This window comes from Myxococcus guangdongensis, from assembly GCF_024198255.1.
In the GTDB taxonomy this organism is placed as follows: Bacteria; Myxococcota; Myxococcia; order Myxococcales; family Myxococcaceae; genus Myxococcus; species Myxococcus guangdongensis.
Map to the genome: position 1 here is coordinate 957,465 of NZ_JAJVKW010000003.1, position 23,637 is coordinate 981,101.

A 23,637-nucleotide genomic window follows, 5' to 3' on the forward strand; every position below is an offset into this window, starting at 1 on the left:
CTCGGTGCTCGGCGAGGCCTCAGCTCGCGGGCGCGAGCACGCCGAAGTCCACCGGCGTGAGCCCCAGGCGCGACAGGGCCTCCTTCGCCTTCGGGTCCACGAAGGTGGCCAGCTCCACCTCGCGCTGCGCGGCGTAGCTGCTCTTCACCTTCTCGGGGCGGTAGCCCGGGTGGCACATCAGCTCGATGATGCCCTCGGAGGGCAGCGCCACCAGCTCCGCCTCCAGCCGCTCCAGCGTCCAGTACGGGTCGTCGCTCGTGTCCCCCACGAAGTGCGTGTTCGTGGGCACGCCGAGCTTCTTCAGCGCGTGGCGCATGATGGAGTCGAGCGCGCGCACGGGCACCTTCGCGTCCTTGGCGGCCTTCGCCACGCCCTCCAGCACGTTCGCGTGCAGGTGCAGATGCCGGTGCACGTCGATGTGCTTCGGGGCGCGGCCCGTGAGCTGGGTGAAGCGCTCCAGCTGGGCGCGCGTCTCCGCCTCCACCACGTCCGCGGTCAGCCCGGCGGCGCGCCCCTCGGTGAACTGTCCCTGGGCCCCCAGCGACTCGCGGGGGAACTCGCTCCACAGCGGCTGGCCCCGGGCCAGGTCCAGGTGCAGCCCGAGTGACAGGCCCCCCGACTCCTGGGCCGCGGCCTCGGAGTAGGGCGTGTTCACCATGAGGGAGGCCGAGGAGACGACCCCCTCCCGCATGGCCTTGAGAATCCCTCGGGTGATGGCGGGGTCGTGCCCCAAATCGTCGGCGTTGATGACGAGCGTGCGTGTGCTCACGGAAGAAGTCTCCTGTGCGTCAGGGGCGCGGTCGGCCCTGGAAGAAGCGCCAGGCCTCGAGCGAGGCGTCCAAGTCGCGCGTGGGGTTGCCCGAGCTCACGGGACTGCCGGGCCACGTGTGGTTGCCACCCTGCACGGTGCACAGCGACGCGGTGGCGCTCTCCGGAGTACAGCCGGTGAACGCCACGCAGGTGCTGTTGCCCCGCTGATACGTCTGCTCCTCCGGCCCACCGCAGCCGTTGCGCTCCGCCCAGCCTCGCACCGAGTCCCGCGCGGAGGGGTAGGGACGACCGAAGGGGATGTTGCTGCCCCCCTCGTAGAGGATGACGGTGTCCTCCGTGCCGTGGATGTGCAGCACCGGCACGGGGCGGGACGGCGAGCACCCGCTCGAGGGCGCCATGCCGGACACGGGGGCGACGGCGGCGAAGCGCCCCGCGCGCTCACAGGCCAGCCGGTACGAGAAGAAGCCCCCGTTGGAGAAGCCCGTGGCGAACGTGCGCCGAGGGTCCACGCACACGTGCGTGTCCAGGTCCGCCATCATCGCGTCCACGAAGCCCACGTCGTCCACCTGGGATATCTGGGACGAGCCGCAGCACGCGCCCGCATTCCATCCCCGGGTGTTGTCCTGGAGGGGCGGAGGCGGGCCGCCGTTGAGCTCCTGGGCGCTGAGGCCTCGCGGGTACACGACGAGGAAGCCCTCGGTGTCGGCGAGCGTGGACAGGCCCGTCTGCCGCTCCAGCTGCTCGGGGTTGGAGCCATAGCCGTGGAAGGCCACCACGGTGGGCGTGGGGCGGGTGGCGTCGTAGCCGGGGGGCACATGCACCCGGTAGGCGCGCTCCCGTCCGTCGTGGGTCACTGTCCAGTCGTGGGTACCCGGGCCCGCGGACAGTCCCTGGCAGGACGCGCGGTCCGGCACCTGGGGCTCCGCCATGGGCGTGCCCGCGTCCGGCTCCGGCGGCGCCTGGGGCTCCGGCCGGGTGTCGGGTGACGAGGAACAGCCCAGAGCCGTCAGGAAGAGCAGTGCCAGGAAGGGGCCGCGGTGCATGGGGGAGAAGCTAATTCCCCGCCTGGCACTCCGCCGCGAGCCGCGTCGCGCGGTCGGGGAATCGTTCCTCCAGCGTACGCTTCACCTCGGCCACGGCCACCGCGTTGCCGCCATGAGCGTGGAGCTGACAACGCGCGGCCAGGGCCCGGGGGTCCTCCGGCGCCAGCTTGTCCGCCTCCCGATAGGCGCGCTCGGCTCCCGCGCTGTCGCCCTGTCGGAAGAGGACGGCCCCCAGGTAGTAGTGCGCCACGGCCAGCCGGCCGTCCTTGCGCAGCGCGCGCCGGAGCAGCGCCGCGGCCTCGTCCACGCGCTCTTGACGGAAGCGCACGAAGCCCAGCTCCGCCAGGCTGGCCGCGTCGTCCCGCTCGCGGGTCCAGGCCGACAGCACCGAGGCCGCCTCGTCCAGCCGTCCGCTCTGCGACAACATCCGGCCGAAGCGGGGCGCCACCTTCGGCGAGCCCGGCTTGAGCACATACGCCTTCGCCAGCGCCGCCACCGCGCCCGGCAGGTCGCCCTGGCGCTCGCGCAGGTCCGCCAGCATCAGCGAGGGGCGCAAATCCTTGGGCGCCAGCGCCAGCGCCTCGTCCAGCGCGCGCTCGGCCCGCTTGCCTCGGTTGAGCTCCGTCGCCGCCCGCGCCGCGAGCAGGTGCGCCTCCAGCTCCTTCGGGAAGCGCGCGGTGAAGGACTCCGCCAGCTCGGCCACCTCGGGGAAGGCGCCCGCGTCGACGAGCAGCGTGCCCGCCTGGGCCAGCTCCTCCGCCGAGGCGCGCACGTCGGCGCCCAGCCCGGAGAGCAGCGCCTTCTTCTCGGCCGCCGTGTCCGCGGCCGTCGCCTTCGCCAGCCGCTCCTGGGGCGCCGCCGCCGCGCGCTTCAGGTACCACACCCCTCCGCCCCCGAGCGCCGCCAGCCCGAGCACCCCGGCCAGGATGGCCGCCACACGAGAGCCGCGACGGCGCGCCGGGCCGCCCTCGCCGATGCCGGAGGGAGCGCCGCGCGTGGGCGGCGTCGAGTCCGTCGGAGAGGGGACGCGCGTCGGCTTCACGACATTCGGAGCGATGGGCTCGGCGCTCGCCGTGCCCGCGGGCACGGGGAAGGGCTCGTCATGGACCGTGGCGCCCACGTCGGGCAGCACGGGCCAGCCGGTGGGCACCGTCATCGCGGCGTGGGGGGCCACGTTGGGCTCGTAGCGGCGAGGGCCCGGCGGCGTGCCTCCGTGGGACGGGTCCGCCATGCGCGCGCGTCGGAGGGCCTGGCGCTTGGGGTCCTTCTCCGGCGGGAAGAGGGTGTCGACGTAGGCGGCGACGTCCTCCGCGGTGGCGACCTCGGCGGGGCCGCCGATGGCCTCGATGGCGTCGATGAAGGACTCGAGGCTGTCGAAGCGTGAGGCGGGGTCCCGCTGGAGCGCGGTGAGGCACACCAGCTCCAGCGCGCCGGGGACGGACGGGTCGAAGCCGGTGGGCGGGCGGACGCGGCCCTCGGCGATGCGGCCCAGGACTTCCTCGGCCGTCATGCCGGTGAAGGGTCTGCGGCCACACAATTGCTCGTACAACATGACGCCCGCGGCGAAGAGGTCCGCGCGGTGGTCCACGGGCTTGCCGGCGATCATCTCCGGCGACATGTAGAAGAACTTGCCCTTGAGTACGCCGGGCTCGGTGCCCGCGCCGAGCGCGTCCGCCTTGGCGATGCCGAAGTCGATGACCTTCACCGCGCCGTTGACGCCGACGTGGATGTTGTCCGGTGTGAAGTCGCGGTGGACGATGCGCAGGGGGCGGCCCGCCTCGTCCACCGCCCGGTGCGCGGCGTCCAGGCCGCGGCAGGCCTCCACGAGCACGCGCAGGGTGATGCCCAGGGGGACGCGCTGGCCGCGCTCGGCGGCCTCCTGGCGCAGCTCCGCGAAGGAGCGCCCCTCGAGCAGCTCCATCGCGATGAAGGGCTCGGTGCCCTCCATGCCCAGCTCGAGGATGGCGACGACGTTGGGGTGGCGCACCTGCGCGGTGATGCGCGCCTCGTTGAGGAACATCTGCACCACGCGCCGGTCCGAGGCGAGGTGGGGCATCAGCCGCTTCACCGCGACGGCGGGCCCGCGCTGGCCGTCATCCTCGAAGCGCCGGCCCAGGTAGACCTCCGCCATGCCGCCCGTCGCGATGCGCGCGGACAGACGGTAGCGACCGACCCAATAGGTGTTCGGACCCGACTCCAAGATGGCGCCAGTCTACGTGGAGAGCCTGTCTCCGTGCCCCCTCAGAAGTTCGAGGGGGCATGCCCGCTCGGTCTCGTCCCGGGCCCGCTCGCCCGGCGCTCCTGTCCTGGTGGCGGACACGGCCCGCGTGGGAGCACGGGGTTTCCACGTGGCGAGGGCCTCGCGGGATACCCTCGAACGTGACGTTCGTACGCGTTGGTACGGTGCCCGTCGGAGGCATGGGCGCGGGCCTCGAGGGCGCCCGGACGCCGATCTGCCGACACATGCCCGCCCGCGAGGCCCTCTCCCCGGTGTGCGGAAACGTTCGTTCTCCCGAGGGAGGCTGGCCCGCAGGGCCTGGGTCGGGCTCGCCGCCGGAGTGTCGATGGGCGGCGAGGTGCTTCGCGGGGAGGTGCTCACCTCATCGGGGGGCGAAGCTCGAACAGGGTGGGGAGGTCAACGTGGCGCCGCGAGCCTCCCTCCTCTGTGAGGCGCGACTCGAGCGAGGTGGGCGCCGCGACGCTCGCCAGGGATGTTCCCTCCTCGTCAGGGCGAGGCCCGAACGAGGTGGGCGCCGCGACGCTCGCCAGGGATGTTCCCTCCTCGTCAGGGCGAGGCCCGAATGAGGCGGGCGCCGCGACGCTCACCAAGGAGACTTCCTCCTCCTTGAGGCGAGGCCCGAACGAGGTGGGCGCTGCGGCGCTCGCCAGGGAGACTTCCTCCTCGTCAGGAAGAGGTCCGAACAGGATGAGGTGGAGCCTCATCTCGGTAGGGTCTCACCTCACCTCATCGAGGCTCGAACCGTGTGCCCCGATGTGTTCGTGCGACGCGCCTTCACCTCGGCACCCACATCGAGGTGTGCGCCAGGGTGTGCCGTACGCCGTGCCCTTGCTCGGTGAGGGCCGCCGCGTCCGACGTCGCGGGTGGTGCGGTGGGCCTTCGCGGAGTGTGGGCGCCCCATCTGCTCGCTCGCGCGATGAGGGAGTGGGAGTGCTAACGTCCGGGCCCGCTGCCGCGCTTCGTTCTTCGTTCGGAGGGATGTTGGGAACCGTCCTCAAGGGTGGTTACGTCGTCGAGTTGGAGCCCGCGGTGGTGGAGCGCGTGGACCTGCGCATCGAGGGCGAGCGCATCGTCGCGCGAGGGCCGGACCTGACCCCTGAGCCAGACGACGAGGTGGTGGCCCTCTCCGGCAAGCTCGTCTTCCCGGGCCTGGTGAGCGCGCACCACCGGCTGCACGCCGTGCTCGGACGGGGCATGCCGCGCAAGGCGATGGAGACGTACCAGGACAGCCTGGAGAAGGTGCTCTGGCCCTACGAGGACGCGCTGGACCTGGACGCCGTCCAGGTGGCCGCCTGCGCGGGGGGCCTGGAGGCGCTCCAGTGCGGCACCACCACCGTGGTCAACCTGCACTCCTCCCCGAGCGCGGTGGCCGGTTCGCTGGTGCGTCTGGCGCGCGGACTCCACGAGGTGGGCGTCCGCGGCGTGCTGGCCTACGCCGTGTCGGACCGCTCCGGCGCCGTGGGCCGCGAGGAGGGCCTGGAGGAGACGGTGGCCTTCGCCCAGAAGGCACAGGGTCGCTTCCGCGGACAGGTGGGCGCCGGTCCCTGCTTCACGCTGGGACCCGACGCGCTCCAAGGGTTGACCGAGGCCGTGAAGACCGCCAACACCGGCCTGCACATCCCCCTGGCCGAGGACCCGCTCGACGAGCGCCTGTCCAACGAGCGACACGGTGACTCGCCGGTGCCCAGGCTCCTGGCCGCGGGCCTGTTGTCACCGCGCAGCCAGCTGGCACACGTGGGTCACCTGGCGTGGGCGGACCTGGCGCAGGTGATTGCGACGGGCGCGTGGATGGTGCACACGCCGCGCGCCAACCAGGGCCTGGAGGTGGGCTACGCGCCGGCGCTGAAGTTCGGCGCGCGCGCCACGCTGGGCGTGGATGGCGTGTCCGCGGACCTCTTCGCCGAGGCCCAGGCGGCGTACCTGCGCTCGCGCGAGGCGGGGCAGGTCATCGACGTGCTGCGCTACCTCGCCAATGGCCACCGGCTGGCGTCCGCGCACTTCGGCGTGCCCATGGGCTCCATGCGCGAGGGCGCGCTCGCGGACCTGCTGGTGCTCGACTACCTGCCCGCCACGCCGCTGACGGCGGAGAACCTGGCGTGGCACGTGGTGTTCGGCCTGGGCAGCCGGCACGTGGAGGCGGTGATGGTGGACGGGGTGTGGCGCATGTGGGCGCGCCGGCCCTTGTCGGTGAACCCCTCGGTGGTCGCGGAGCAGGCGCGCGAGGCCGCGTCGGCGGTGTGGGCGCGGATGGGTGAGACGACGTAGGTCCTCGGGCCCGCTTGCGTGCGGAGGGACGGGTCCGCTCTTATCCGCCGCATGCTCGCTCCCGTACTGCTCGCAGGCCTGCTCACTGCCGCCATCCCCAACGTGGGGGACACCGCCCCGGACTTCACGGTGAAGGACACCGACGGCAAGGTCTACATCCTGTCGGAGATGGTGAAGCAGGGCCCCGTCATCGTCGCCTTCTTCCCCAAGGCCTTCACGGGCGGGTGCACCAAGCAGCTCAAGGCCTTCACCGCCCGGCACGCCGAAATCGAGAAGCTGCAGGGGCGCGTGCTGGCCTTCAGCACGGATGACGCGGAGACGCTCAAGCGCTTCAAGACGGAGCTCGCGGCGCCGTTCCCCTTCATCCCCGACCCGCAGGGCAAGGTCGTCGAGTCCTACGACGTGAAGATGCCGCTGGTGACGGTGTCCAAGCGCTACACCTTCGTCGTGGGCGAGGGCCGCAAGGTGCTCAAGGTGGACTCGGGCGGCGATGCCATCGACCCGTCGGGCGCCATCACCTCCTGCTCGCAGGCCCAGCCCGCCGCGCCGCCCGCCGCGAAGGAGCCCGCCGCCACCACCCCGGCGCCCGAGGCGAAGCCCAAGCCGTAGCGCGAAGCGCCCGCGCCGCGCTCAGCGTCCGGAGCGCGGCGGCAGGTCGCGGTTGTCGAACATCTGCGCGGGCGAGTCGTCCACGAAGGTGTCCTCGAACCGCCCTTGCGTGTACTCGCGGATGACCTTGCGCCAGAAGGACGTGGCCGCGTGGTTGGCGGGCAGCTGGGATACCTCCCACAGGCCGCGGAAGCGCTCGAACACGGCCACGGCGGCGCGCCGGCCCAGGCCGTAGCCCCGCTCGCCGCGCAGGATGAAGAACTCGCTCATCCGGAAGTCGCGCCCCGGCGTCATGTACGGGAAGGGCGCCTGGGCCACGAAGGCGAAGCCCACCGTGCGGTCCTCCCAGCGCAAGAGCAGCGGGTGCACCTCCGACGACGGGGACAGCCACGTCGGCAGGTAGTTGGGCGCCCAGTGTCCCTGCTCGTCCAGGCGGTATCCGACCCCGAACTCGCTCAAGTCGTGCAGATAGAGCGGGTACAGGTTGCGCAGCAGCGGATGCTCGGCTGGGGTCGCGCGGCGTAGCTCCAAGGACGCCTCCGGAAGAGGCGCAGCATGTCCCATCCCCCGCGTGACGACCACCCTCGCCACGCGGCTCTTCAGTGGGGTGACGCTGACCCCCGACTCGGGGCCAGCGTCAGTGCGTGACTTCGGACGCGCTGATGGGCGCATCTCCGCGCGAGTGGTGCCGGGCGTGCTGGGCGAAGAGGAAGCGGCGCACGGCCGCGCGGGTGAGCAGGCCCCGGGTGGCGATGCCCGTGGGCGCCGAGACGGGCAGCGCGTCCACGTCCTCCTGGTCCATCAGCCGCAGCGCGTGCGCCAGGTCCGCCTCCGGCGAGAGCACCGGCAGCTTGCGCGACAAGTCGCTCGCCACCAGCAGCGGGTAGACGGACTCGTCGCTCCACACCTCGCGGAGCTGCTCCACCTGGACGATGCCGTACACCTCGCCCGCCGTGTCGAGCACCGGCAGCGCGCCCGTCTCGGACCTGAGCAGCAGGTCCGCCAGGGGACGCACCGGCAGCCCCGCGGGCACGGGGGCCACGTGCTCCATCAGCGCCTGCACGGGGGTGCTCTCCAGCAGGTCCGCGTCGCTCACGACCTTCGCCTGCTTGCGCTCGATGAGGTAGTGGCACAGCGCGGAGGCGATGGTGCACGTCACCATCAGCGGGAGGATGATGTCGTGGTTCCCGCTCAGCTCGTACATCATCATCATCCCGGTGAGCGGGCCGCGGTTGAGCGCCGCCACCGCGCCGCCCATGCCCACCAGCGCATACGCCCCGCTGGGGCCGGTGCTGGCCGGGAAGAAGTAGTGCACCAGCGTGCCGAAGGCCCCGCCCGCCATGGCGCCGATGACGGCCGCCGGGAAGAAGGTGCCGCCCGAGCCGCCCGAGCCGATGGTGACCGCGGTGGCCACGAGCTTGAGCAGGCACGCCGTCACGAGGAAGAAGAAGGGCAGCTTCCCCACCGCCGCCAGGTTGATGTAGTCGTGCCCGCTGCCCCACACCGTGGGGCTGACGAACGCGAGCACGCCCGCGCACAGGCCGCCCAGGCCCGCGCGGAACGGCAGCGACTTCTTGCCCAGCCACGGCGACAGCTGCCCCGGCATCCGCCCGTGGAAGAAGTGCTCCACCCCGTGGAGCAGCCGCACGAAGGTGAAGGCCAGCAGGCCGCAGCCGATGCCCAGCGCCGCGTACGCCAGCACCTCCGAGCCGCTCACCAGCTCGTACGGCACCTGCCGCAGCATGGGCGCCTCGCCCAGCACGCCCTGGCTGACCAGGGTGCCCGCCACGCTGGCCAGGATGATGGGGGAGAAGACGCGCAGCTCGAACTCGCGGAGGATGATTTCCATCGCGAACACCGCGCCGGCGATGGGCGCGTTGAACGACGCGGAGATGCCCGCGCCCGCGCCGCACGCCAGGAGGATGGACAGCTCCCGCCGGCTGAAGCCCAGCACGCGCCCCACGCTCGAGGCGAACGCCGCGCCGCCATACACGATGGGACCCTCGCGTCCGGCCGAGCCACCCGAGCCGATGGTGATGGCGGACGCCACCAGCTTCAAGAGGCCCCGGTCCGCCGGCACCACGTTGGCCCCGCTCTTCACCGCGCGCACCACCTCCGGCACGCCGTGGCCATGCGTCTCCGGCCTGTCCCGCAGGAGCCGTCCCACCGCCATGCCGCCCAGCGTGGGCGCCAGCAGCATCAGCCACCAGGGCAGGTGCGGAATCGCGTCCGCCAGCGAGTGCGAGTGGCCGAAGACGCTGTTGAGCGCGGCCAGCGCCACCAGCGGGTAGTAGAGCGACAGCGCGCCCAGCGTCAGCAGGGCGAGCAGCCGCAGCCGCCGCTTCACCTCGTCGCGCGGGCCTCCCGGCTCGATGACGCGCGCGAGCAGCAGCCCGCCCAGCGCCAGCGGCGCGCCGATGATGGCGTACTCCGGATGCCACCGCGCGGAGGTGAAGGCCTCCCACAGCGTCACCAGCTGGCTGCGGCGCAGCGTGTGCGCCAGCTCGGCCGCGCCGAACGTGAGGCCCGTCACCAGGCCGATGAGGTTGGCGAAGATGCCAGCGGCCAGGCCGCTGTAGAGGCCCACCACCGCGCCCGCCACTGGCAGCACCGAGGGGCCAGGCAGGCGCAGGCGGTTGGAGGCCTGCAAGGTCGCGTGAATCAGACGGCTCAGGTGCTCTCGCGCCCGCGCCCACAACGCGCGTTGGGAGGACGTCCCAGGCGGAGGTTCATCGGCATTCATTGGTCCTCCCACTAACCCATCCCGAACGCGGAAGCTTCAATGTTCGTGATGGGCCTGTCGGAACCCGGGCACAGGTCCAGGCAGGGGAGGCGCAGGCCGCTCAGGGCGCGTGACTGCGAGTGGGCAGCAGCGAGCGCAGGAGCAAGGTGACGCCTCCGAGGGCCAGCCAGGGGACCACATGCCCGGCGAGGAGGTGAGGTGTCGTCCCGTCGGCGCAGTGCAGGTGGAGCACCAGCAGGCTGACGCCTCCAGCCGACAGTCCGGCCACGAGCGCGCGCACCGGGTGGTACGCGGAGCGACACAGCAGCACCAGCGTGAGGGCCAGCGGCACGGCCGTCACGGCCAGCTCGGTGCCCGCGCAGCCGAGGATGCCAGCGAGGAGCGGCGCGGTCCGCACCCCGGAGCCCGACAGCACCACGGTGGCGCCCACCGCGAGCATCACGGCGATGACGCCGCCCCAGGGCACCGTCCTGCGACGAGGTGCCAGGGCGACATAGGCGCCGGAGGACAGCAGCGCGGTGAGCAGCAGCCCCACGCCCAACACCACGGGCACGTCGGCCCGGTTCGCCACCCAGGCGCCGTGGGCCAGGCCGGCCACCGCCGTCATCGCGATGGCGCCGTGCACGCCGAGGAGCAGCAGCAGCTCATGCCACCAGGGCCGGGCCCGGGGCCGCCGCGCCAGCGTGTCGTACGCGAAGCGGTGGGCCGCAGCCTCACTCGCGAGCGTCTCGTGCAAGGTGCCGGGGGCCGAGTCCCTCAGCGGCCTCTCTCCAGCGGTCTCCCTCGAAGGCAGCTCGTGCGACGCGTGGTGGTCCACGTCCCTCGCCAGGGTCTCCCGAGGCGGCTCGGTCGAGGGTCGCTCGAGCGAGGCGCGGAGTGCCGCGTCTTTCGATGCGCCCTCCGGGGGCGTCCGCCTTGCGAGCAGCTCGGGCGAAGCGCGGGGCGAGGACTCGCGCGACGAGCCCCCTCTGGTCGTGGACTGCGCCAGCACCTCGCCAGGCGCCGCGAGCAGGTCGAAGCCCCCCGTCATCGCCCGGCAGTCCTCACAGGTCGCCACGTGGGACTCCAGCTCCGGGGGCAGCGGCTCACCCAGGCTGTCCAGCACCCGAGAACACTCCGGCTTCATTCCATCGTCTCCGTGCGCAGGGCGGTGAGCAGCTCGCGCAGCCGCGCATAGCCCCGGTGGGCCCGCACCTTCACCGCGCTCTCGGTGAGGCCCAGGGTGTCGGCGATTTCGGCGAAGCCCATCCCCTCGAAGCGGTGCAGCAGGATGGGGATGCGCTGTCCCTCGGGGAGCTGGTCCAGCGCGTGCCGTACGGCCCGCTCCAGGCCCACGTCGCGCGGCCCGGGGCCCGTGTCGTCGGCGACCACGGGCAGCTCGCCCTCGGGCGTCAGCTCCTCGGGCCTGCGTCCCCGGCGCTGGAAGTCCCGCGCGGCGTTGGTGGCGATGGCGTACAGCCACGGCTTGAAGCGCGAGCCCGGCTGGAAGCGCCCTCGCGAGCGCACCAGGGACATGAAGGTGTGCTGCACCAGGTCCTCGGCCGTGGCCTCGCTGCCCGTCAGGCGGGTGAGGTAGCCACGCACCGGCCCCGCGTGGCGCTGGAAGAGCGCGTCGAACGCCGGGGGGTGTCCCTCACAGAACCGCGCCATCAGCACCTCGTCGGAGTCGGCGGCGACGGAGGCGCGCACCGGGGCCTCTCCGGTACGCACAGGCGCTGAGGCGGGTTTCATCGGCGGGGGCGGAGCCACGGACGCGGGCACTCTACCCTGTCACGGTGGACCCGCACGGAGGGCGCCGCTCACGACTTGAGCAGCGGCCCGGGTGTGGGTGCGGAGGAGGGCAGGTGGTCCGCGGCGGCGGCCAGCGCCTCGCGCACCTTGCCCTCGGCGGCCGTCTTCGCGGCGATGAGCTGCGCCTCCGCGGCGGACTTCGCGGCGACCAGCTGCGCCTCCGCGGCGGACTTCGCGGCGACCAGCTGCGCGCGAGCCCCTCCCACGCCGAAGAAGCTCGTGGGCGCGGCCAGCTGGGCGCGCTCCTCGGCCGTGTACTTGAGGTACGAGTACTTCGTCGCCTCCGATGGCAGCCGCAGGCCCTCCACCACCTTGAACCAGGAGAGCACCTTCAGCGTGTAGTAGCTGATGTCCACCTCCCACCAGAACCAACCCTGGTTGGCCGTGTTCTGGTGGTAGTGGTGGTTGTTGTGCCAGCCCTCGCCCAGGGTGACGAGCGCGAGCAGCCAGTTGTTCCGGCTGGTGTCCGTCGTCTTGTACCGGCGCTTGCCGAAGATGTGGCTCAGGGAGTTGATGGTGAACGTCCCGTGCCACAAGAGCGTGGTGCTCACGAAGTAGCCCCACACCAGCATGGAGAACCCGCCGATGAAGTAGAGCGCCACGGCCAGCGCGACCGACGGCACCAGGTGGAAGCGGTTGAGCCACACCAGCTCCGGGAAGCGCGTGAAGTCCTTGATGCCCTCCATGCGCGTCTTGCCGTACTTGTCGCAGAGAATCCAGCCCACGTGGCTGAACCAGAAGCCCTTCTGCACGGGCGAGTGGATGTCCTCCGCCTGGTCCGAGTACCGGTGGTGGTGGCGGTGGTTGGCCGCCCACCAGAGGACACCCTTCTGCGTGGACGTGCTGCCCACCAGCGCCAGGATGAACTGGAAGACGCGCCCCGTCTTGAAGGCCCGGTGGGAGAAGTAGCGGTGGTAGCCCGCGGTGATTCCCCACATGCGGACGATGTACAGCGCCACACACACCGCGATGTCCACCGGCTTCGCCCCCACGACGAAGGCGAACAGGCACATGACGTGGACGGCGAAGAACGGGATGGACGACAGCCAGTTCAGTCGCTCGTCGTCCGCGGGAGCCGCAGCAGGAGAGGATGTCTGCAAGGGTGCCTCGTGAGCGGAAGGAAGGCGCGGACCCGAAGGTGCGCAGCCTCATCCCGCATCAACACCCCCTCCTGTCATGCCTCTGTCAGGAGGCGACGGATTGCTTCAGCTCCGTCAGCCACTCCTCGAAGGCGGGCTGGCCGTGCAGCGCCGTCAGGTCCGAGTCGGACGCCGCATATCCTGCGTCCCGGAAGCCCAGCTCGCTGGCGCGCCGCAGCATGCGCATCGCCTCCGTGACGTTGCGCGCCCGGGCATGGGCGCACGCGGCGTCGTACGCGATGCTCGCGCTCGGCGCGTGATCGAGCGCCGCCTCGCCCACCGCCGCGGCCTCCGAGTACGCGCCCCGGATGAACAGCACGCGCTCCGCGCAGGAGTACGCCGCCGCGGGCTCCACGCCCGGCAGCTTGAGGGCCTCCGGCGCGCGCCCCAGGCGGATCAACGTCCCGGCGTACTCGTGCATCACCGTCCGGTCCGACGACGTCTGCCACGCCTGCTTCCACCAGTCCAAGGCGCGGGCGTCATCGCCCACCAGGGAGAAGGACGCCGCCACCGCGTGCGGCTCCACTTGAAGCCCCTGCACCTGGGAGAAGTGGTCCAGCGCCTGCCGCCCCTGGCCCTCCTTCAGCGCCACCCAGCCGAGCAGGTGGTGGGCATGGCTCGCCAGCTCCGCCGTCAGCGCGTCGCCCCCCTCCAGCACCTGCGCCCCCAGCCGCCGCGCGTCGTCCATCCGCCCCGAGTCCAGGGCGAACTTCCCCTCGCGCAACTTCTGCGCGAGCGGGTTCTCCATCGCGCCGCTGCTCAGCGTGGCCGAGGCGCTGGAGCCCAGCGCCTCGGTCAGCATCCGGAACGCCTGGTAGCCGTACATGGCGAAGAAGATGCCGGCGAACAGCCAGCCGGTGCTCAGGCTGTAGCCCACCACCGCCACGCACACGAGCAGGGCCAGCCCCTGGGACACCACCATGCCCCGGCGCGGACCGAAGATGCGCATGGACAGGGTGTTCACCAGCCGCCCGCCGTCCAGCGGCAGCACGGGCAGCATGTTGAAGATGGCCCAGATGAAGTTGGCCCCCGCGAAGGTGCGCAGGAAGAAGTCCAGCGCGGGCGAGCCCCCGCTCAGGAACAGGTAGCCCACCAGGGACACCACGCCGAGCATCAGCCCGAACAGCGGGCCCGCCACGGTGATGACCACGTCCCGCTTCCAAGGAAGGGGACCGGGGGTGTCGGTGGGGAGGGTGTGGCCGCCCAACCAGACGAGCGCGATGCTCGGCCGATAGCCGAAGAGGCGGCTGGCCAGGGCGTGCCCCAGCTCGTGGACCAGCACGGACACGAAGACGATGAGCATCCAGGAGAGGACGAACACCCCCATCGCGCTGGCCTGCCCCAGCGCGGGAGCCCCCGCGACCTGGGCGAAGGGCCAGCCGTTCTGGGCCGCTCGCATCGACGTGTACGCGATGATGGCGGAGACCAGCAGGTGGCTGGGGTGGACCTCGACGGGAATGCTCCCGAGACGAAAGCGGAACATGGGGATGGACCTTAACCGTTGAAGGGCGGTTGCGCAGTCCGGAGCGCACATCCCGCGACCGGTTCTTTCGATTCCGCTAGGTTCCCCAGGCCCCATGCTGCGACTCGGCCCCTTCACGCTCGCGAATCCCTACGTCCTCGCCCCCATGGCCGGCGTGTCCGAGATGCCCTACCGGGTGCTCGCCTTCCGCATGGGCGCCGCCCTGTGCCCCACCGAGCTCGTCAGCTCCCAGGGCCTGATGCGGGCCAATCAGCGGACCTTGATGTACCTGCGCTACGACGCCCAGGTGGAGAAGCCCTACTCGCTCCAGCTCTATGGAGGAGACCCCGAGGCCATGGGGCTGGCCGCCAGCGTCGGCAAGTCCCACGGCGCCCAGCTGCTCGACATCAACATGGGCTGCCCCGTGAAGAAGGTGACGAAGAACGGCGCGGGCAGCGCGCTGCTCGGCGACCCGCCCCGCGCCGCCGCCATCGTCCGCGCCATGCGCGAGGCCTCGGGTCTGCCCGTCACCTGCAAGATTCGCTCGGGCTGGGACGCCCGCTCCCGCAACTACCTCCAGATGGCGGAGGCCCTCCAGGAGGCGGGCTGCGCGGGGCTGGCCATCCACCCTCGCACCCGCGAGCAGGGCTACTCGGGCAGCGCCGACTGGAGCGTCATCACCGACGTGAAGCGCCACTTCCCCCAATTGCCCCTGTTCGGCAACGGCGACGTGAAGAGCCCCGAGGACGCGCGCCGGATGCTGGAGACCACCGGGTGCGACTTCGTGATGATTGGCCGCGCGGCCCTGGGCAACCCGTGGATTTTTCGCGAGCTGACCGGCGGCGAGCCGCCCACCCCCGAGGAGCGCTGCGCGCTGGTGCTGGAGCACTTCCACGCGCACCTGGCCTTCATGGGGGACCCGCTCGGCGCGGTGCGCTCGTTCCGCCGGCACCTGGGCTGGTACGCCCATGGCCTGGTGGGCGCGGCGGCCTTCCGGGCCCGGGCGAACGTCCTGGATGCGCCGGAGGCCGTCGCCGACGCGGTGCGCGCCTTCTTCGCCACCGCGGAGCGCGCCTCCCACGCGGGCGCGGCCTCCGAGGAGGAGCAGGACGTCGACTACCGGGCCGCGCTCGGTTGATGGCGCGGCACAGGCCCGGAACTTCTTACAGCGGGGCCACCAGCCTCTTCCCGGTGGCCACCTGCCGGAAGTAGTCGCACGCGGGCGTGGGCTTGCGCTCCAGCGTGTCGAAGTCCACGTGGTACAGGCCGAAGCGCGGGCCCCAGCCCTCCAGCCACTCGAAGTTGTCGAGCAGGCTCCAATAGAGGTAGCCCTGCACGTCCACGCCCTCGGCGCGGGCGGCGAGCACCTGGGCCAGGTGGGTGTGCAGGTAGTGGGGCCTGCGCGTCCCGCTCCGGTCGTCGATGCCGTTCTCCGTAATCCACACCGGCTTGCCGTAGCGCTTCACGTCGCGCAGCGTCTGGAGGAAGCCCTCGGGCCAGTCCTCCCAGCCGATGTCCGTCAGGCCCCGCCCCTGGGTGTCGCGGTACTTGAACTCGATGAACGGCGGCCGGGGCACGAAGCGCAGGTGCGCGCGGCTGTAGTAGTTCACCCCCACGAACTCCACCGAGTCGCGCGCCTCCGGGATGTCCACGCGGGCGGTGGCCACCCCCGGCATGTTCACCCGCAGCTTCCCGGTGGACAGCGCTTCATGGAAGGCGTGGTTGTAGGCCTGGGCCCCCAGCCGCACCAGCGCGCGGTCCAGCGGGTTCCACCAGCGGTCCGGCGCGAAGGCCAGCATGTTCTGGGAGATGCCCATCGGCACCCGGCCCAGCCGCTCGCCCAGCTCCCGCCGGGCCACCGCGTGCGCGCGCACCAGGTTCTCCATCGCCTTCATGGTGAGCGCCCCGTCGGCGATTCCCGGGGGGATGGCGCCCTGCAGGTAGCCGCCCAGCAGGAGCACCATGGGCTCGTTGAAGGTGATGACCCGCGCGTCCAGGCCCTCGAGCAGCGCCGCGCACCGGCGGGAATACCGGCGGAAGACCTCCACGCTCTCGGGCGAGTGCCACGGCGTCTCTCGGTGGAACCAGGTGGGGTGGGTGAAGTGGTGCAGCGTCACCACCGGCGTGAGGCCGCAGGCCTTCATCTTCAGGAGCCGCTCCCGGTACCCCTCGAGCGCCGCCTCGTCGAACTGCCCGCGCACAGGCTCGATGCGCGCCCACTCCAGGGAGATGCGGAACGCGGTGGCGCCCACCGCCGTCGCCAGCCGGTAGTCCTCCTCGTAGCGGTTCCAGTGGTCCACCGCCGGCCCGCAGCGCGCGTGGGGCTCCTTCAATCTTCCAGCGCGCTCCCACTCGGCCCAGTCGTTCTCGATGCCGCCCTCCACCTGGTACGCCGACGTCGCGACGCCGAAGGTGAAGTCCGCGGGGAAGGTGTGCTCGGAGGTCCTCATCGTGGCCGCGCACCGTAGACGCCGACCTCCATCGCGAAAAGCGCCGCGTGCCGCTCGGGCCTTTGCGCGCCAGCCGACAGTGCGTCCGCACGAGCGCGGCGACGAAGGCCTCCGTCGCGTCCGGAGCCGGAAATTCGGCCTCGCGCGCGATTCGGCGATGCGCCTCCGAAGTGTCCGCGAAGCGCCTTTCGACGACCTCGGCACCGCTCGATGCCGAAAAATCGGCCTCGCCGCGCGATGCAATACATCACCATGCGTTGACACACTGGTGTGTCGCCCGTACCATTCACTTCAAGCACTCACTTTCATCAGGAAGAGTGCAGGGCCCCGGTTGACTGGGGCCAAATCACATGGAGGGTTCTGATGGCCGCCAAGAAGAAGACCGCGAAGACCGCGAAGACCGCGAAGGCTAAGAAGACGACCACCCGCAAGACGGCTGGCAAGACCGCGACCAAGAAGGCCGCGGCCAAGAAGGGCGGCGCCCGTAAGACGGCGGCTCGCGCGAAGAAGCCCGCCGCCAAGAAGCGGTCGACCCGGGCGAAGAAGGCCAGCGCCACGACGGCCCCGGCCACGCCGGAGTCCTGAGCAACACGTCGTCATTCGCGGGCGTCGGTTGACGTCCGGTGAACGGCTCGGCGAGACCCGCCGGGCCGTTTTCTTTTGTCCGGACAGGAGGTTGCCCGTGTCGCTGCGTCCCGTGGAGCTCGCGCAGGTGGTGGCGGAGGTGGGCAAGCAGCTGACGGGCGCGGTGGCCCAGAAGGCCTGGTGCCCCCTGCCGAGGCTGGCCTACCTGGAGCTGCGGGTCCCCGGACGCTCCATCCTCCTCTGTCTGTGCGCGGAGGGAGATCTCGCCCGCGTCTCCGCCGCCACCTCCCGCTTCCCCACGCCCGGCGAGCCCGCCCCCTTCCAACGTTGGCTGCGCCACGAGCTCACCGGCGCGAAGCTCACCGGTGCCCGCTTCATGGAGGCCGAGCGCGTGGTGCAGCTCGACTTCGAGCGCGAGGAGGTGCGCCGCCACCTCGTCATGGAGCTGGGCTCGCCTGGGGGCCTGTTCCTTTCGACGGAGCAGAACCGGGTGCTGATGCTCTCGGGCGAGGGCTTCGGCCCGCGTCGCAACCTCTACCCGGGTGCTGCCTGGACGCCGCCGGAGCCCATGCCCGCCGAGGCGCTGGAGAAGGCGCTCAAGGTCGCCTCCCGCCTGGTGCCAACAGAAGGGGAGCCGCTCCCATATTCCCATGCGGCCGAGCGGCTGCTCGGCGCCAGAGACCAGCAGAGCCGCGCCGAGTCCATCCGCCGGCGCCTCGCGCAGCCGTACCGCGCCCGCCTCAAGCGCTCCTCGCGCACCTTGGAGAAGGTGAGGGCGGAGGCCGCGCGCGGGCCGGAGGCGGAGAAGCACCGACGGCTGGGGGAGCTGCTCGCGCAGAACCTCTTCCGCCTCAAGCGCGGCGCCACCGAGGTGACGCTCACCGAGTACACGGAAGCAGGCGCCCAGGAGGTCCGGGTGTCGCTGGACCCGAAGCGCACGCCCAAGGAGGAGGCGGACTGGCACTTCCACCAGTACCGGCGGCTCTTGCGCGGCGTGGAGCAGGCGCGCCACCGCGAGGCGGAGCTGGCGCGCGAGGTCGCCCACGCCCAGTCCGCGCTGGAGCAGGTGGAGCGCATGGACGAGGCGATGCTGTTGGCGCAGGTGGAGGTGCTGCACGTCTCCGCGGGGGGGGACGCGACGCCGGAGGGGCGGCCCTTCAAGGAGTACGTGGGTCACGCGGGCGCGCGCATCTGGGTGGGGCGCGGCTCGGAGGACAACGACACGCTCACCTTCAAGCTCGCCCGGCCCTGGCACCTGTGGCTGCACGCGCGCGGCGTGCCCGGCAGTCACGTGGTGCTGCCCCTGGAGAAGGGACAGGAGGCGACGCAGGAGGCGCTGCTGGACGCGGCGCACCTGGCGCTGCACCACTCGGGGGCGAAGGGCGAGCCCCGGGGTGAGGTCAGCTACGTGCCGGTGAAGTTCGTGCGCAAGGTGAAGGGCGGCGCGCACGGACAGGTGACGTTCACGCGCGAGAAGACCTTCGTGGTGCGCATGGAGCCCGAGCGGCTGGAGCGACTGCTCAAGTCCCGTCACACCGAGGTGCCCGCTCCGTGACGGATGCCGCCCCCGGAGTGTGAATCACCCGGGTGCGAGGGGCCGACGCGGTTGACGGGCTGACGGAGGGCAGGCGGGCAGGGGCCTGCGGCCTTGAGTCCGGAGCCTTGGCGGGTACGATGCGCGACGAGTGACCTCCGAGTTTTTCCGTCAGATGTCCCTGTTCCCACGCGGCCTCTCCGCGGCCAGTCGGGCCACGGCGGTGGCCGCGGAGCCGCGTGCCCCGGACGTCGTCGCGGAGCTCGAGGCGCAGCTGGCGCCCCCGGCGCCCCGTCCTCCTCCGCCCCGCAACCGGGTTCCGGAAGAGGCGCCGCGCATGCTCAACGTCTCCTCCACGCGCGAGGACATGTGGAACCGCGCGGAGTCGCTCGCGTGGCGGCTGAGCGCGGAGCTGGGGATGCCGGTGAAGCTGGCGGTGACGGACAACCGCTCCACCATGGTGTCCTTCCGTCGAGGGGGCAACGCGCTGCAGCTGCGCTTGCACCACATGTTCCTGGACGCGCCGGAGACGGTGGTGCGCGCGGTGGCGGACTACGCGGGCCGAGGCCACCGCACCGCGGGCGTGCTGTTGGACGAGTACATCCGGGGACAGCAGCCGCGCATCCGTCAGGTGCGGCGCGAATCCGACGCGGACCTGAACCCGCTGGGGCGCTGTTTCGACCTGCAGGCGCTTTACAACGGGGTCAACGCGACATTTTTCGACAACGTCATCCAGGCGCGCATCGGCTGGGGGCGCATGCCGCCCCGGCGGCGTCGGAAGTCCATCCGCCTGGGTGTGTACGACCATCAGACGCGGGAGATTCGCATCCATCCCGCGCTGGACAGGCCCGAGGTGCCGGCCTTCTTCGTGGAGTTCATCGTCTACCACGAGATGCTTCATCAGCTCTTCCCGAGCACGGGGCGGAGCGGGCGCCGCGTCCACCATCCGCGCGCCTTCCGGGAGCGCGAGCGCACGTACCCGCACTACGCGGCGGCGCTGCGCTGGGAGCGGGAGAATCTGGGCGTGTTGTTGCGCGGTTGATGGCTCTTCTGCTCGCTGGCTCATTTACCGGTTTACCGAGCGAAGCGACCCGTGGTGCGTGCTTGACGCATCCATGAGGTCCACCCATCCTCCCGAGCCATATGCGACGAGCGAAGATTGTCTGCACCCTCGGGCCCGCGAGTCAGAGCCAGGAGATGTTGGAGGCGCTGCTGGAGAACGGCATGGACGTGGCGAGGTTGAACTTCTCCCACGGCAGCCACGAGCAGCACGCGGAGAACATCGCCAAGCTGCGCGCGGCCTCGCTGAAGGTGCGCAAGGCGGTGGGCATCCTGGGTGACCTGCAGGGCCCGAAGATTCGCACGGGCCGCTTCACCAAGGGCAGCACGGAGCTGAAGGAGGGCGGCACCTTCCACATCACCACGGACGAGACGGTGCCGGGCACGGACGACATCGTGTCGACGACGTACCCGTTCCTGGCGGCGGACGTGAATCCGGGGGACCGCATCCTGTTGGATGACGGCCTGCTGGAGCTGAAGGTGCTCCACACGGACAAGCAGAAGCTCATCAAGACGGAGGTCATCCACGGCGGCACGCTGAAGAACAACAAGGGCATCAACCTGCCCGGCGTGGCGGTGCGCGCGGAGGCGCTGACGCCGAAGGACCGTGAGGACCTGGTCTTCGGCATCAAGGCGGGCGTGGACTACATCGCGCTGTCGTTCGTGCGGCAGCCCTCCGACCTGGACACGGCCCGTCAGGCGATGTCCGAGGTGGGCCGCATCGTGCCCATCATCGCCAAGCTGGAGAAGCCGGAGGCGATCGCGCGGCTGGACGCCATCCTGGACAAGACGGACGGGGTGATGGTGGCGCGCGGCGACTTGGGCGTGGAGATTCCGCCCGAGGAGGTGCCGGCGGTGCAGAAGGACATCATCCGGCGCTCCAACCTGCGCGGCCTGCCGGTCATCGTGGCGACGCAGATGTTGAACTCGATGATCGACAACCCGCGGCCCACGCGCGCCGAGGCGAGCGACGTGGCGAACGCGGTGTTCGACGGCGCGGACGCGGTGATGCTGTCGGGCGAGACGGCGAGCGGCAAGTTCCCCATCGAGTCCGTGCAGATGATGGAGCGCATCATCCTGGCGGCGGAGTCCTCGTCGCGGGTGCAGGGGCTGTCGCCGCGCATCGACGCGCCGCTGGGGGTGCCCTCGCACTTCCCGGACGTGATTGCCCGCGTGGCGTGCGAGGCGGCGAAGGCGAGCAACGCGTCGCTGATTGCGGCCTTCACCCTGTCGGGTGTGACGGCGCGGTTGTTGTCGCACTACCGGCCGACGGTGCCGATTGTCGCCTTCAGTCCGAACCAGGAGGTCCGTCGGCGGCTGGCGCTCCTGTGGGGCGTGGTGCCGCGGGTGCTCGAGCCCATCCAGGACACGGAGGCGATGGTGCGCCGCGTGGAGGAGGAGCTGCTCGCGCGCGGACTGGGTCGCAAGGGTGACCGCATCGTCATCGTGTACGGCGCGCCCGTGGGCCAGCCCGGGAAGATCAACAGCCTGCGGTTGCACACCATCGGCTGAGGTCTGGCGTTCTGTGGCACGGGGGCTCGCTGCTATGCGCGGCGGGCCCCGTTTGTTTTGCGCGAGGGGCCGCTACTTCGGCGCGTGCTTCAGGGCGTGGCGGGGAATCTCGGCCTCGACGAAGATCTTGAACAGCTCGCGGTCCAGCTGTCCGTTCTCCGTCTCCTTCTTGAGGATGTCGAGCGCGAGCGTGTGCGGCACGGCCTTCTTGTAGGGACGGTCGCTGGCGGTGAGGGCGTCGTAGATGTCGGAGATGGACATCATGCGCGACTGGACGGGGATGGTGCGCTCGGGGATGGCGCGGGGGTAGCCGGTGCCGTCGAGCTTCTCGTGGTGCGCGTACGCGATTTCGGGCACGCGGCGCAGGGCGCGCGTCCACGGAATCTGGGTGAGGAAGCGGTAGGTGTGCTCGACGTGGCTCTCGATTTCGCGGCGCTCGTCGGCGGAGAGGGTGCCGCGGGGGATGGAGAGCGACTGGATTTCGCGCGCCAGGAGCAGCGGCTGCGTCTGGCCCGCGTCGTCCTGGAAGTTCAGGTGGCCCAGTTCGGTGAGCCGCTCGAAGCCCCCCTGCGCCAGCACCGTGGGCCGGTTGCAGGTGAGGACGAACTCGAACACCTCGTGCAGGTGCTTGAGCTCGGTGTCGAGCCGCTCGGTCTCCTCGGCCTCGATCTCCGCGAGCGCCGAGTCCCCGCGCTTCTTCACCGCCTCGAACCGCCGCCGGTAGCTCTGCAGCTGCAGGTCCTTGCGAGCGAGCTGGAAGCGGGCCCGGAGCACCTCGAGCTCATGCGGATAGAGCTTCTCCGCCTTGACGAGGACGTTCTCGCGCACGCCCACCTTGCCGAAGTCGTGCAGGAGCGACGCGTAGCGCAGCTCCTGAATCTCCGTGCCGGAGAAGCGAGTCCGGGCGTACGGGCCCGTGGACTGGTGCTCCAGGGCCAGGGCCAGGGACACGGTGAGGTCGGCGACGCGGCCCGAATGTCCGGCCGTCGTCGGGTCCCGCTGCTCGATGGCGACGACGGACGCGGAGACGAACCCCTCGAACAGGCGGTTGATCTCCTCGTGGAGCAGGGCGTTCTCGATGGCGCCCGCGGCCTGCGCACCCAGGGCGAGCAGCAGCTCCTCGTCCTCGGCGTTGAAGGCCAGGTCATCGAGCTTGTTGAGGGCCTGGATGACGCCGGTGACGTCGCCATTCGCGTCGCGCATGGGGACGCAGAGGATGGTCTTCGTCTGGTAGCCGCTGGAGATGTCGAACGAGCGGTTGAAGCGCGTGTCCGCGTAGGCGTCGGGGATGTTGATGATGGTGCCGGTGTGGGCGACCTGTCCGGCGATGCCGCTGCCCACCGGGAGCCGGATTTCGTTCTTCGAGCCCTGGGCCACCTTGCTCCACAGCTCGTTGCGCTCGCGGTCCAGGATGAAGAGCGAGCACCGGTCCGCCTCCACCACCTTGGTGGCCTCGTAGAGGATGAGCGGCAGCAGCAGGTCCAGGTCCCTCTCGGCGCTCATGGCCTTGGCCACGTCGAGGATGGACGTCAGCTTCGCCAGGCGGCGGGTGAGGTCGGGCTGCGGCGGAGTCGGCTGCTGCGCGAGGGCGGAGGAGGGCACCGGGTGGCTCCGGGCGAGAAGAGTCCTGCGGTTGTGCAGGATTCCAAGGTTGTAACACGCCCAGGCAGGTGGTCGCCCTGGGCCCCGACCTACTTGGTTTTCTGCTTTAGAGCGGACGTCGGGGAATTCCTTCGCTGTTGGGGTGACGGGGGGCGGGGTAAGTAGCGGCCCCATGCGCCGCCGCCCTGTTCGAATCTCTCCCTCGCTCTTGTCTTCAGACTTCGGCCGTCTGGCCGAGGAGGTCCGCGACATCGAAGCCGCGGGTGCCGATTGGATTCACGTCGACGTGATGGATGGGCGCTTCGTGCCGAACCTCACGATTGGGCCGGTGGTGGTGGAGGCCATCAAGCGGGCGGCGACGAAGCCGTTGGACGTGCACCTGATGATTGTGGAGCCGGAGAAGTACGTGGAGGCCTTCGCGAAGGCGGGGGCGGACGTGCTGACGGTGCACGTGGAGGCGAGCCCTCACCTGCACAGGACGCTGCAACAGATTCGTCACGCGGGGGCGAAGCCGGCGGTGGTGCTGAACCCGAGCACGCCGTTGTCGGCCATCGAGGAGGTGCTGGGGGACGTGGAGATGGTGTTGTTGATGAGCGTGAACCCGGGGTTCGGCGGGCAGGGGTTCATCGAGTCGACGGTGGACAAGGTGCGCCGGCTGCGCGCGATGTTGGACGCGCGGGGGCTGTCCACGGACATCGAGGTGGACGGGGGCATCAACGCCGAGACGGCGAAGAAGGTGGTGGAGGCGGGGGCGACGGTGTTGGTGGCGGGCAGCTACGTCTTCGGGGCGAAGGACCGGGCGGCGGCCATCCGTTCGCTCCGGGGGTGACGGC

General features: G+C 71.1%; 19 protein-coding genes. 8 read left to right on the forward strand and 11 right to left on the reverse strand.

Translation table 11 applies throughout. From position 1 onward, the window contains the following. Window positions 1–19: 19 nt before the first annotated feature. Genes LXT21_RS13335 through LXT21_RS13345 form a run of 3 tightly spaced genes read right to left on the reverse strand, consistent with a single transcriptional unit; the run spans window position 20 to window position 4,014 of the window. Entirely contained in the window at window positions 20–769 is a 750-nt protein-coding gene (locus LXT21_RS13335; protein ID WP_254038494.1) for a carbohydrate deacetylase, read from the reverse strand. Between the two features lie 19 nt (window positions 770–788). After that, entirely contained in the window at window positions 789–1,814 is a 1,026-nt protein-coding gene (locus tag LXT21_RS13340; RefSeq protein ID WP_254038495.1) for an extracellular catalytic domain type 1 short-chain-length polyhydroxyalkanoate depolymerase, read from the reverse strand. 10 nt (window positions 1,815–1,824) lie between these two features. Beyond that, complete coding sequence (locus LXT21_RS13345; protein ID WP_256571496.1) at window positions 1,825–4,014, reverse strand: protein kinase domain-containing protein; 2,190 nt, start codon at window positions 4,012–4,014, stop codon at window positions 1,825–1,827. Between the two features lie 1,020 nt (window positions 4,015–5,034). On the opposite strand from LXT21_RS13345, the gene LXT21_RS13350 reads away from it, so the two are divergent. Continuing rightward, a complete protein-coding gene (locus tag LXT21_RS13350) occupies window positions 5,035–6,318 on the forward strand; it encodes an amidohydrolase family protein (RefSeq protein WP_254038550.1) in 1,284 nt (427 codons plus the stop codon). Window positions 6,319–6,369: 51 nt separating this feature from the next. Next, the gene (locus LXT21_RS13355) at window positions 6,370–6,927 is read left to right on the forward strand and encodes a peroxiredoxin (RefSeq protein WP_254038496.1); all 558 of its coding nucleotides are present in this window, start codon (window positions 6,370–6,372) and stop codon (window positions 6,925–6,927) included. Window positions 6,928–6,948: 21 nt separating this feature from the next. Here LXT21_RS13355 and LXT21_RS13360 read toward each other — a convergent pair whose 3' ends face one another. The 6 genes from LXT21_RS13360 to LXT21_RS13385 all read right to left on the reverse strand — a co-directional run bounded on the left by LXT21_RS13360 (window position 6,949) and on the right by LXT21_RS13385 (window position 14,083). Beyond that, window positions 6,949–7,458 (reverse strand): GNAT family N-acetyltransferase, encoded by a 510-nt coding sequence (locus LXT21_RS13360; protein WP_254038497.1) that lies wholly within the window; start codon window positions 7,456–7,458, stop codon window positions 6,949–6,951. A gap of 106 nt (window positions 7,459–7,564) precedes the next feature. Further along, window positions 7,565–9,670, reverse strand: coding sequence for a chloride channel protein (locus LXT21_RS13365; protein ID WP_254038498.1), 2,106 nt, complete (start codon window positions 9,668–9,670; stop codon window positions 7,565–7,567). A gap of 100 nt (window positions 9,671–9,770) precedes the next feature. Then, window positions 9,771–10,796, reverse strand: a complete 1,026-nt coding sequence (locus LXT21_RS13370; protein WP_254038499.1) for a hypothetical protein — start codon at window positions 10,794–10,796, stop codon at window positions 9,771–9,773. Beyond that, window positions 10,793–11,359: an RNA polymerase sigma factor gene (locus LXT21_RS13375; RefSeq protein ID WP_254038500.1), complete on the reverse strand. Its 567-nt coding sequence runs from the start codon at window positions 11,357–11,359 to the stop codon at window positions 10,793–10,795. The genes LXT21_RS13370 and LXT21_RS13375 overlap by 4 nt, the downstream gene beginning before the upstream one ends. Window positions 11,360–11,469: 110 nt before the next feature. Continuing rightward, entirely contained in the window at window positions 11,470–12,561 is a 1,092-nt protein-coding gene (locus LXT21_RS13380; protein ID WP_254038501.1) for an acyl-CoA desaturase, read from the reverse strand. 85 nt (window positions 12,562–12,646) lie between these two features. Continuing rightward, complete coding sequence (locus LXT21_RS13385; protein WP_254038502.1) at window positions 12,647–14,083, reverse strand: site-2 protease family protein; 1,437 nt, start codon at window positions 14,081–14,083, stop codon at window positions 12,647–12,649. A 94-nt stretch (window positions 14,084–14,177) separates the two neighbouring features. Here LXT21_RS13385 and dusB point away from each other — a divergent pair, with 94 nt between their 5' ends. Next, entirely contained in the window at window positions 14,178–15,200 is a 1,023-nt protein-coding gene (gene dusB / locus LXT21_RS13390) for a tRNA dihydrouridine synthase DusB (protein ID WP_254038503.1), read from the forward strand. A 25-nt stretch (window positions 15,201–15,225) separates the two neighbouring features. Here the strand turns inward: dusB and LXT21_RS13395 are convergent, their stop codons facing one another. After that, window positions 15,226–16,512 carry a glycoside hydrolase family 1 protein gene (locus tag LXT21_RS13395; RefSeq protein ID WP_254038504.1) on the reverse strand — a complete coding sequence of 429 codons (1,287 nt, stop codon included), beginning with the start codon at window positions 16,510–16,512 and terminating at the stop codon, window positions 15,226–15,228. A gap of 363 nt (window positions 16,513–16,875) precedes the next feature. On the opposite strand from LXT21_RS13395, the gene LXT21_RS13400 reads away from it, so the two are divergent. The 4 genes from LXT21_RS13400 (at window position 16,876) to pyk (ending at window position 21,202) form a co-directional block, all read left to right on the forward strand. Next, complete coding sequence (locus tag LXT21_RS13400; RefSeq protein ID WP_254038505.1) at window positions 16,876–17,097, forward strand: hypothetical protein; 222 nt, start codon at window positions 16,876–16,878, stop codon at window positions 17,095–17,097. A gap of 97 nt (window positions 17,098–17,194) precedes the next feature. Next, the gene (locus tag LXT21_RS13405; RefSeq protein WP_254038506.1) at window positions 17,195–18,652 is read left to right on the forward strand and encodes an NFACT RNA binding domain-containing protein; all 1,458 of its coding nucleotides are present in this window, start codon (window positions 17,195–17,197) and stop codon (window positions 18,650–18,652) included. Between the two features lie 154 nt (window positions 18,653–18,806). Further along, entirely contained in the window at window positions 18,807–19,673 is an 867-nt protein-coding gene (locus LXT21_RS13410) for a hypothetical protein (protein WP_254038507.1), read from the forward strand. Between the two features lie 101 nt (window positions 19,674–19,774). Then, entirely contained in the window at window positions 19,775–21,202 is a 1,428-nt protein-coding gene (pyk, locus tag LXT21_RS13415) for a pyruvate kinase (RefSeq protein ID WP_254038508.1), read from the forward strand. Window positions 21,203–21,274: 72 nt separating this feature from the next. Here pyk and LXT21_RS13420 read toward each other — a convergent pair whose 3' ends face one another. Beyond that, window positions 21,275–22,804 carry a GAF and HD-GYP domain-containing protein gene (locus tag LXT21_RS13420; RefSeq protein ID WP_254038509.1) on the reverse strand — a complete coding sequence of 510 codons (1,530 nt, stop codon included), beginning with the start codon at window positions 22,802–22,804 and terminating at the stop codon, window positions 21,275–21,277. 172 nt (window positions 22,805–22,976) lie between these two features. Here LXT21_RS13420 and rpe point away from each other — a divergent pair, with 172 nt between their 5' ends. After that, window positions 22,977–23,633: a ribulose-phosphate 3-epimerase gene (gene rpe, locus LXT21_RS13425; RefSeq protein ID WP_254038510.1), complete on the forward strand. Its 657-nt coding sequence runs from the start codon at window positions 22,977–22,979 to the stop codon at window positions 23,631–23,633. Window positions 23,634–23,637 lie beyond the last annotated feature (4 nt).

Excerpts from the sequence above, each read along its gene's own strand:
- LXT21_RS13370 (WP_254038499.1), bottom strand. The coding sequence starts at position 10,796 with ATGAAGCCGGAGTGTTCTCGGGTGCTGGACAGCCTGGGTGAGCCGCTG.
- LXT21_RS13395 (WP_254038504.1), bottom strand. The coding sequence starts at position 16,512 with ATGAGGACCTCCGAGCACACCTTCCCCGCGGACTTCACCTTCGGCGTC.
- LXT21_RS13355 (WP_254038496.1), top strand. The coding sequence starts at position 6,370 with ATGCTCGCTCCCGTACTGCTCGCAGGCCTGCTCACTGCCGCCATCCCC.
- rpe (WP_254038510.1), top strand. The coding sequence starts at position 22,977 with ATGCGCCGCCGCCCTGTTCGAATCTCTCCCTCGCTCTTGTCTTCAGAC.
- LXT21_RS13400 (WP_254038505.1), top strand. The coding sequence starts at position 16,876 with ATGGCCGCCAAGAAGAAGACCGCGAAGACCGCGAAGACCGCGAAGGCT.
- LXT21_RS13385 (WP_254038502.1), bottom strand. The coding sequence starts at position 14,083 with ATGTTCCGCTTTCGTCTCGGGAGCATTCCCGTCGAGGTCCACCCCAGC.
- LXT21_RS13365 (WP_254038498.1), bottom strand. The coding sequence starts at position 9,670 with ATGAATGCCGATGAACCTCCGCCTGGGACGTCCTCCCAACGCGCGTTG.
- pyk (WP_254038508.1), top strand. The coding sequence starts at position 19,775 with ATGCGACGAGCGAAGATTGTCTGCACCCTCGGGCCCGCGAGTCAGAGC.
- dusB (WP_254038503.1), top strand. The coding sequence starts at position 14,178 with ATGCTGCGACTCGGCCCCTTCACGCTCGCGAATCCCTACGTCCTCGCC.
- LXT21_RS13340 (WP_254038495.1), bottom strand. The coding sequence starts at position 1,814 with ATGCACCGCGGCCCCTTCCTGGCACTGCTCTTCCTGACGGCTCTGGGC.
- LXT21_RS13410 (WP_254038507.1), top strand. The coding sequence starts at position 18,807 with ATGTCCCTGTTCCCACGCGGCCTCTCCGCGGCCAGTCGGGCCACGGCG.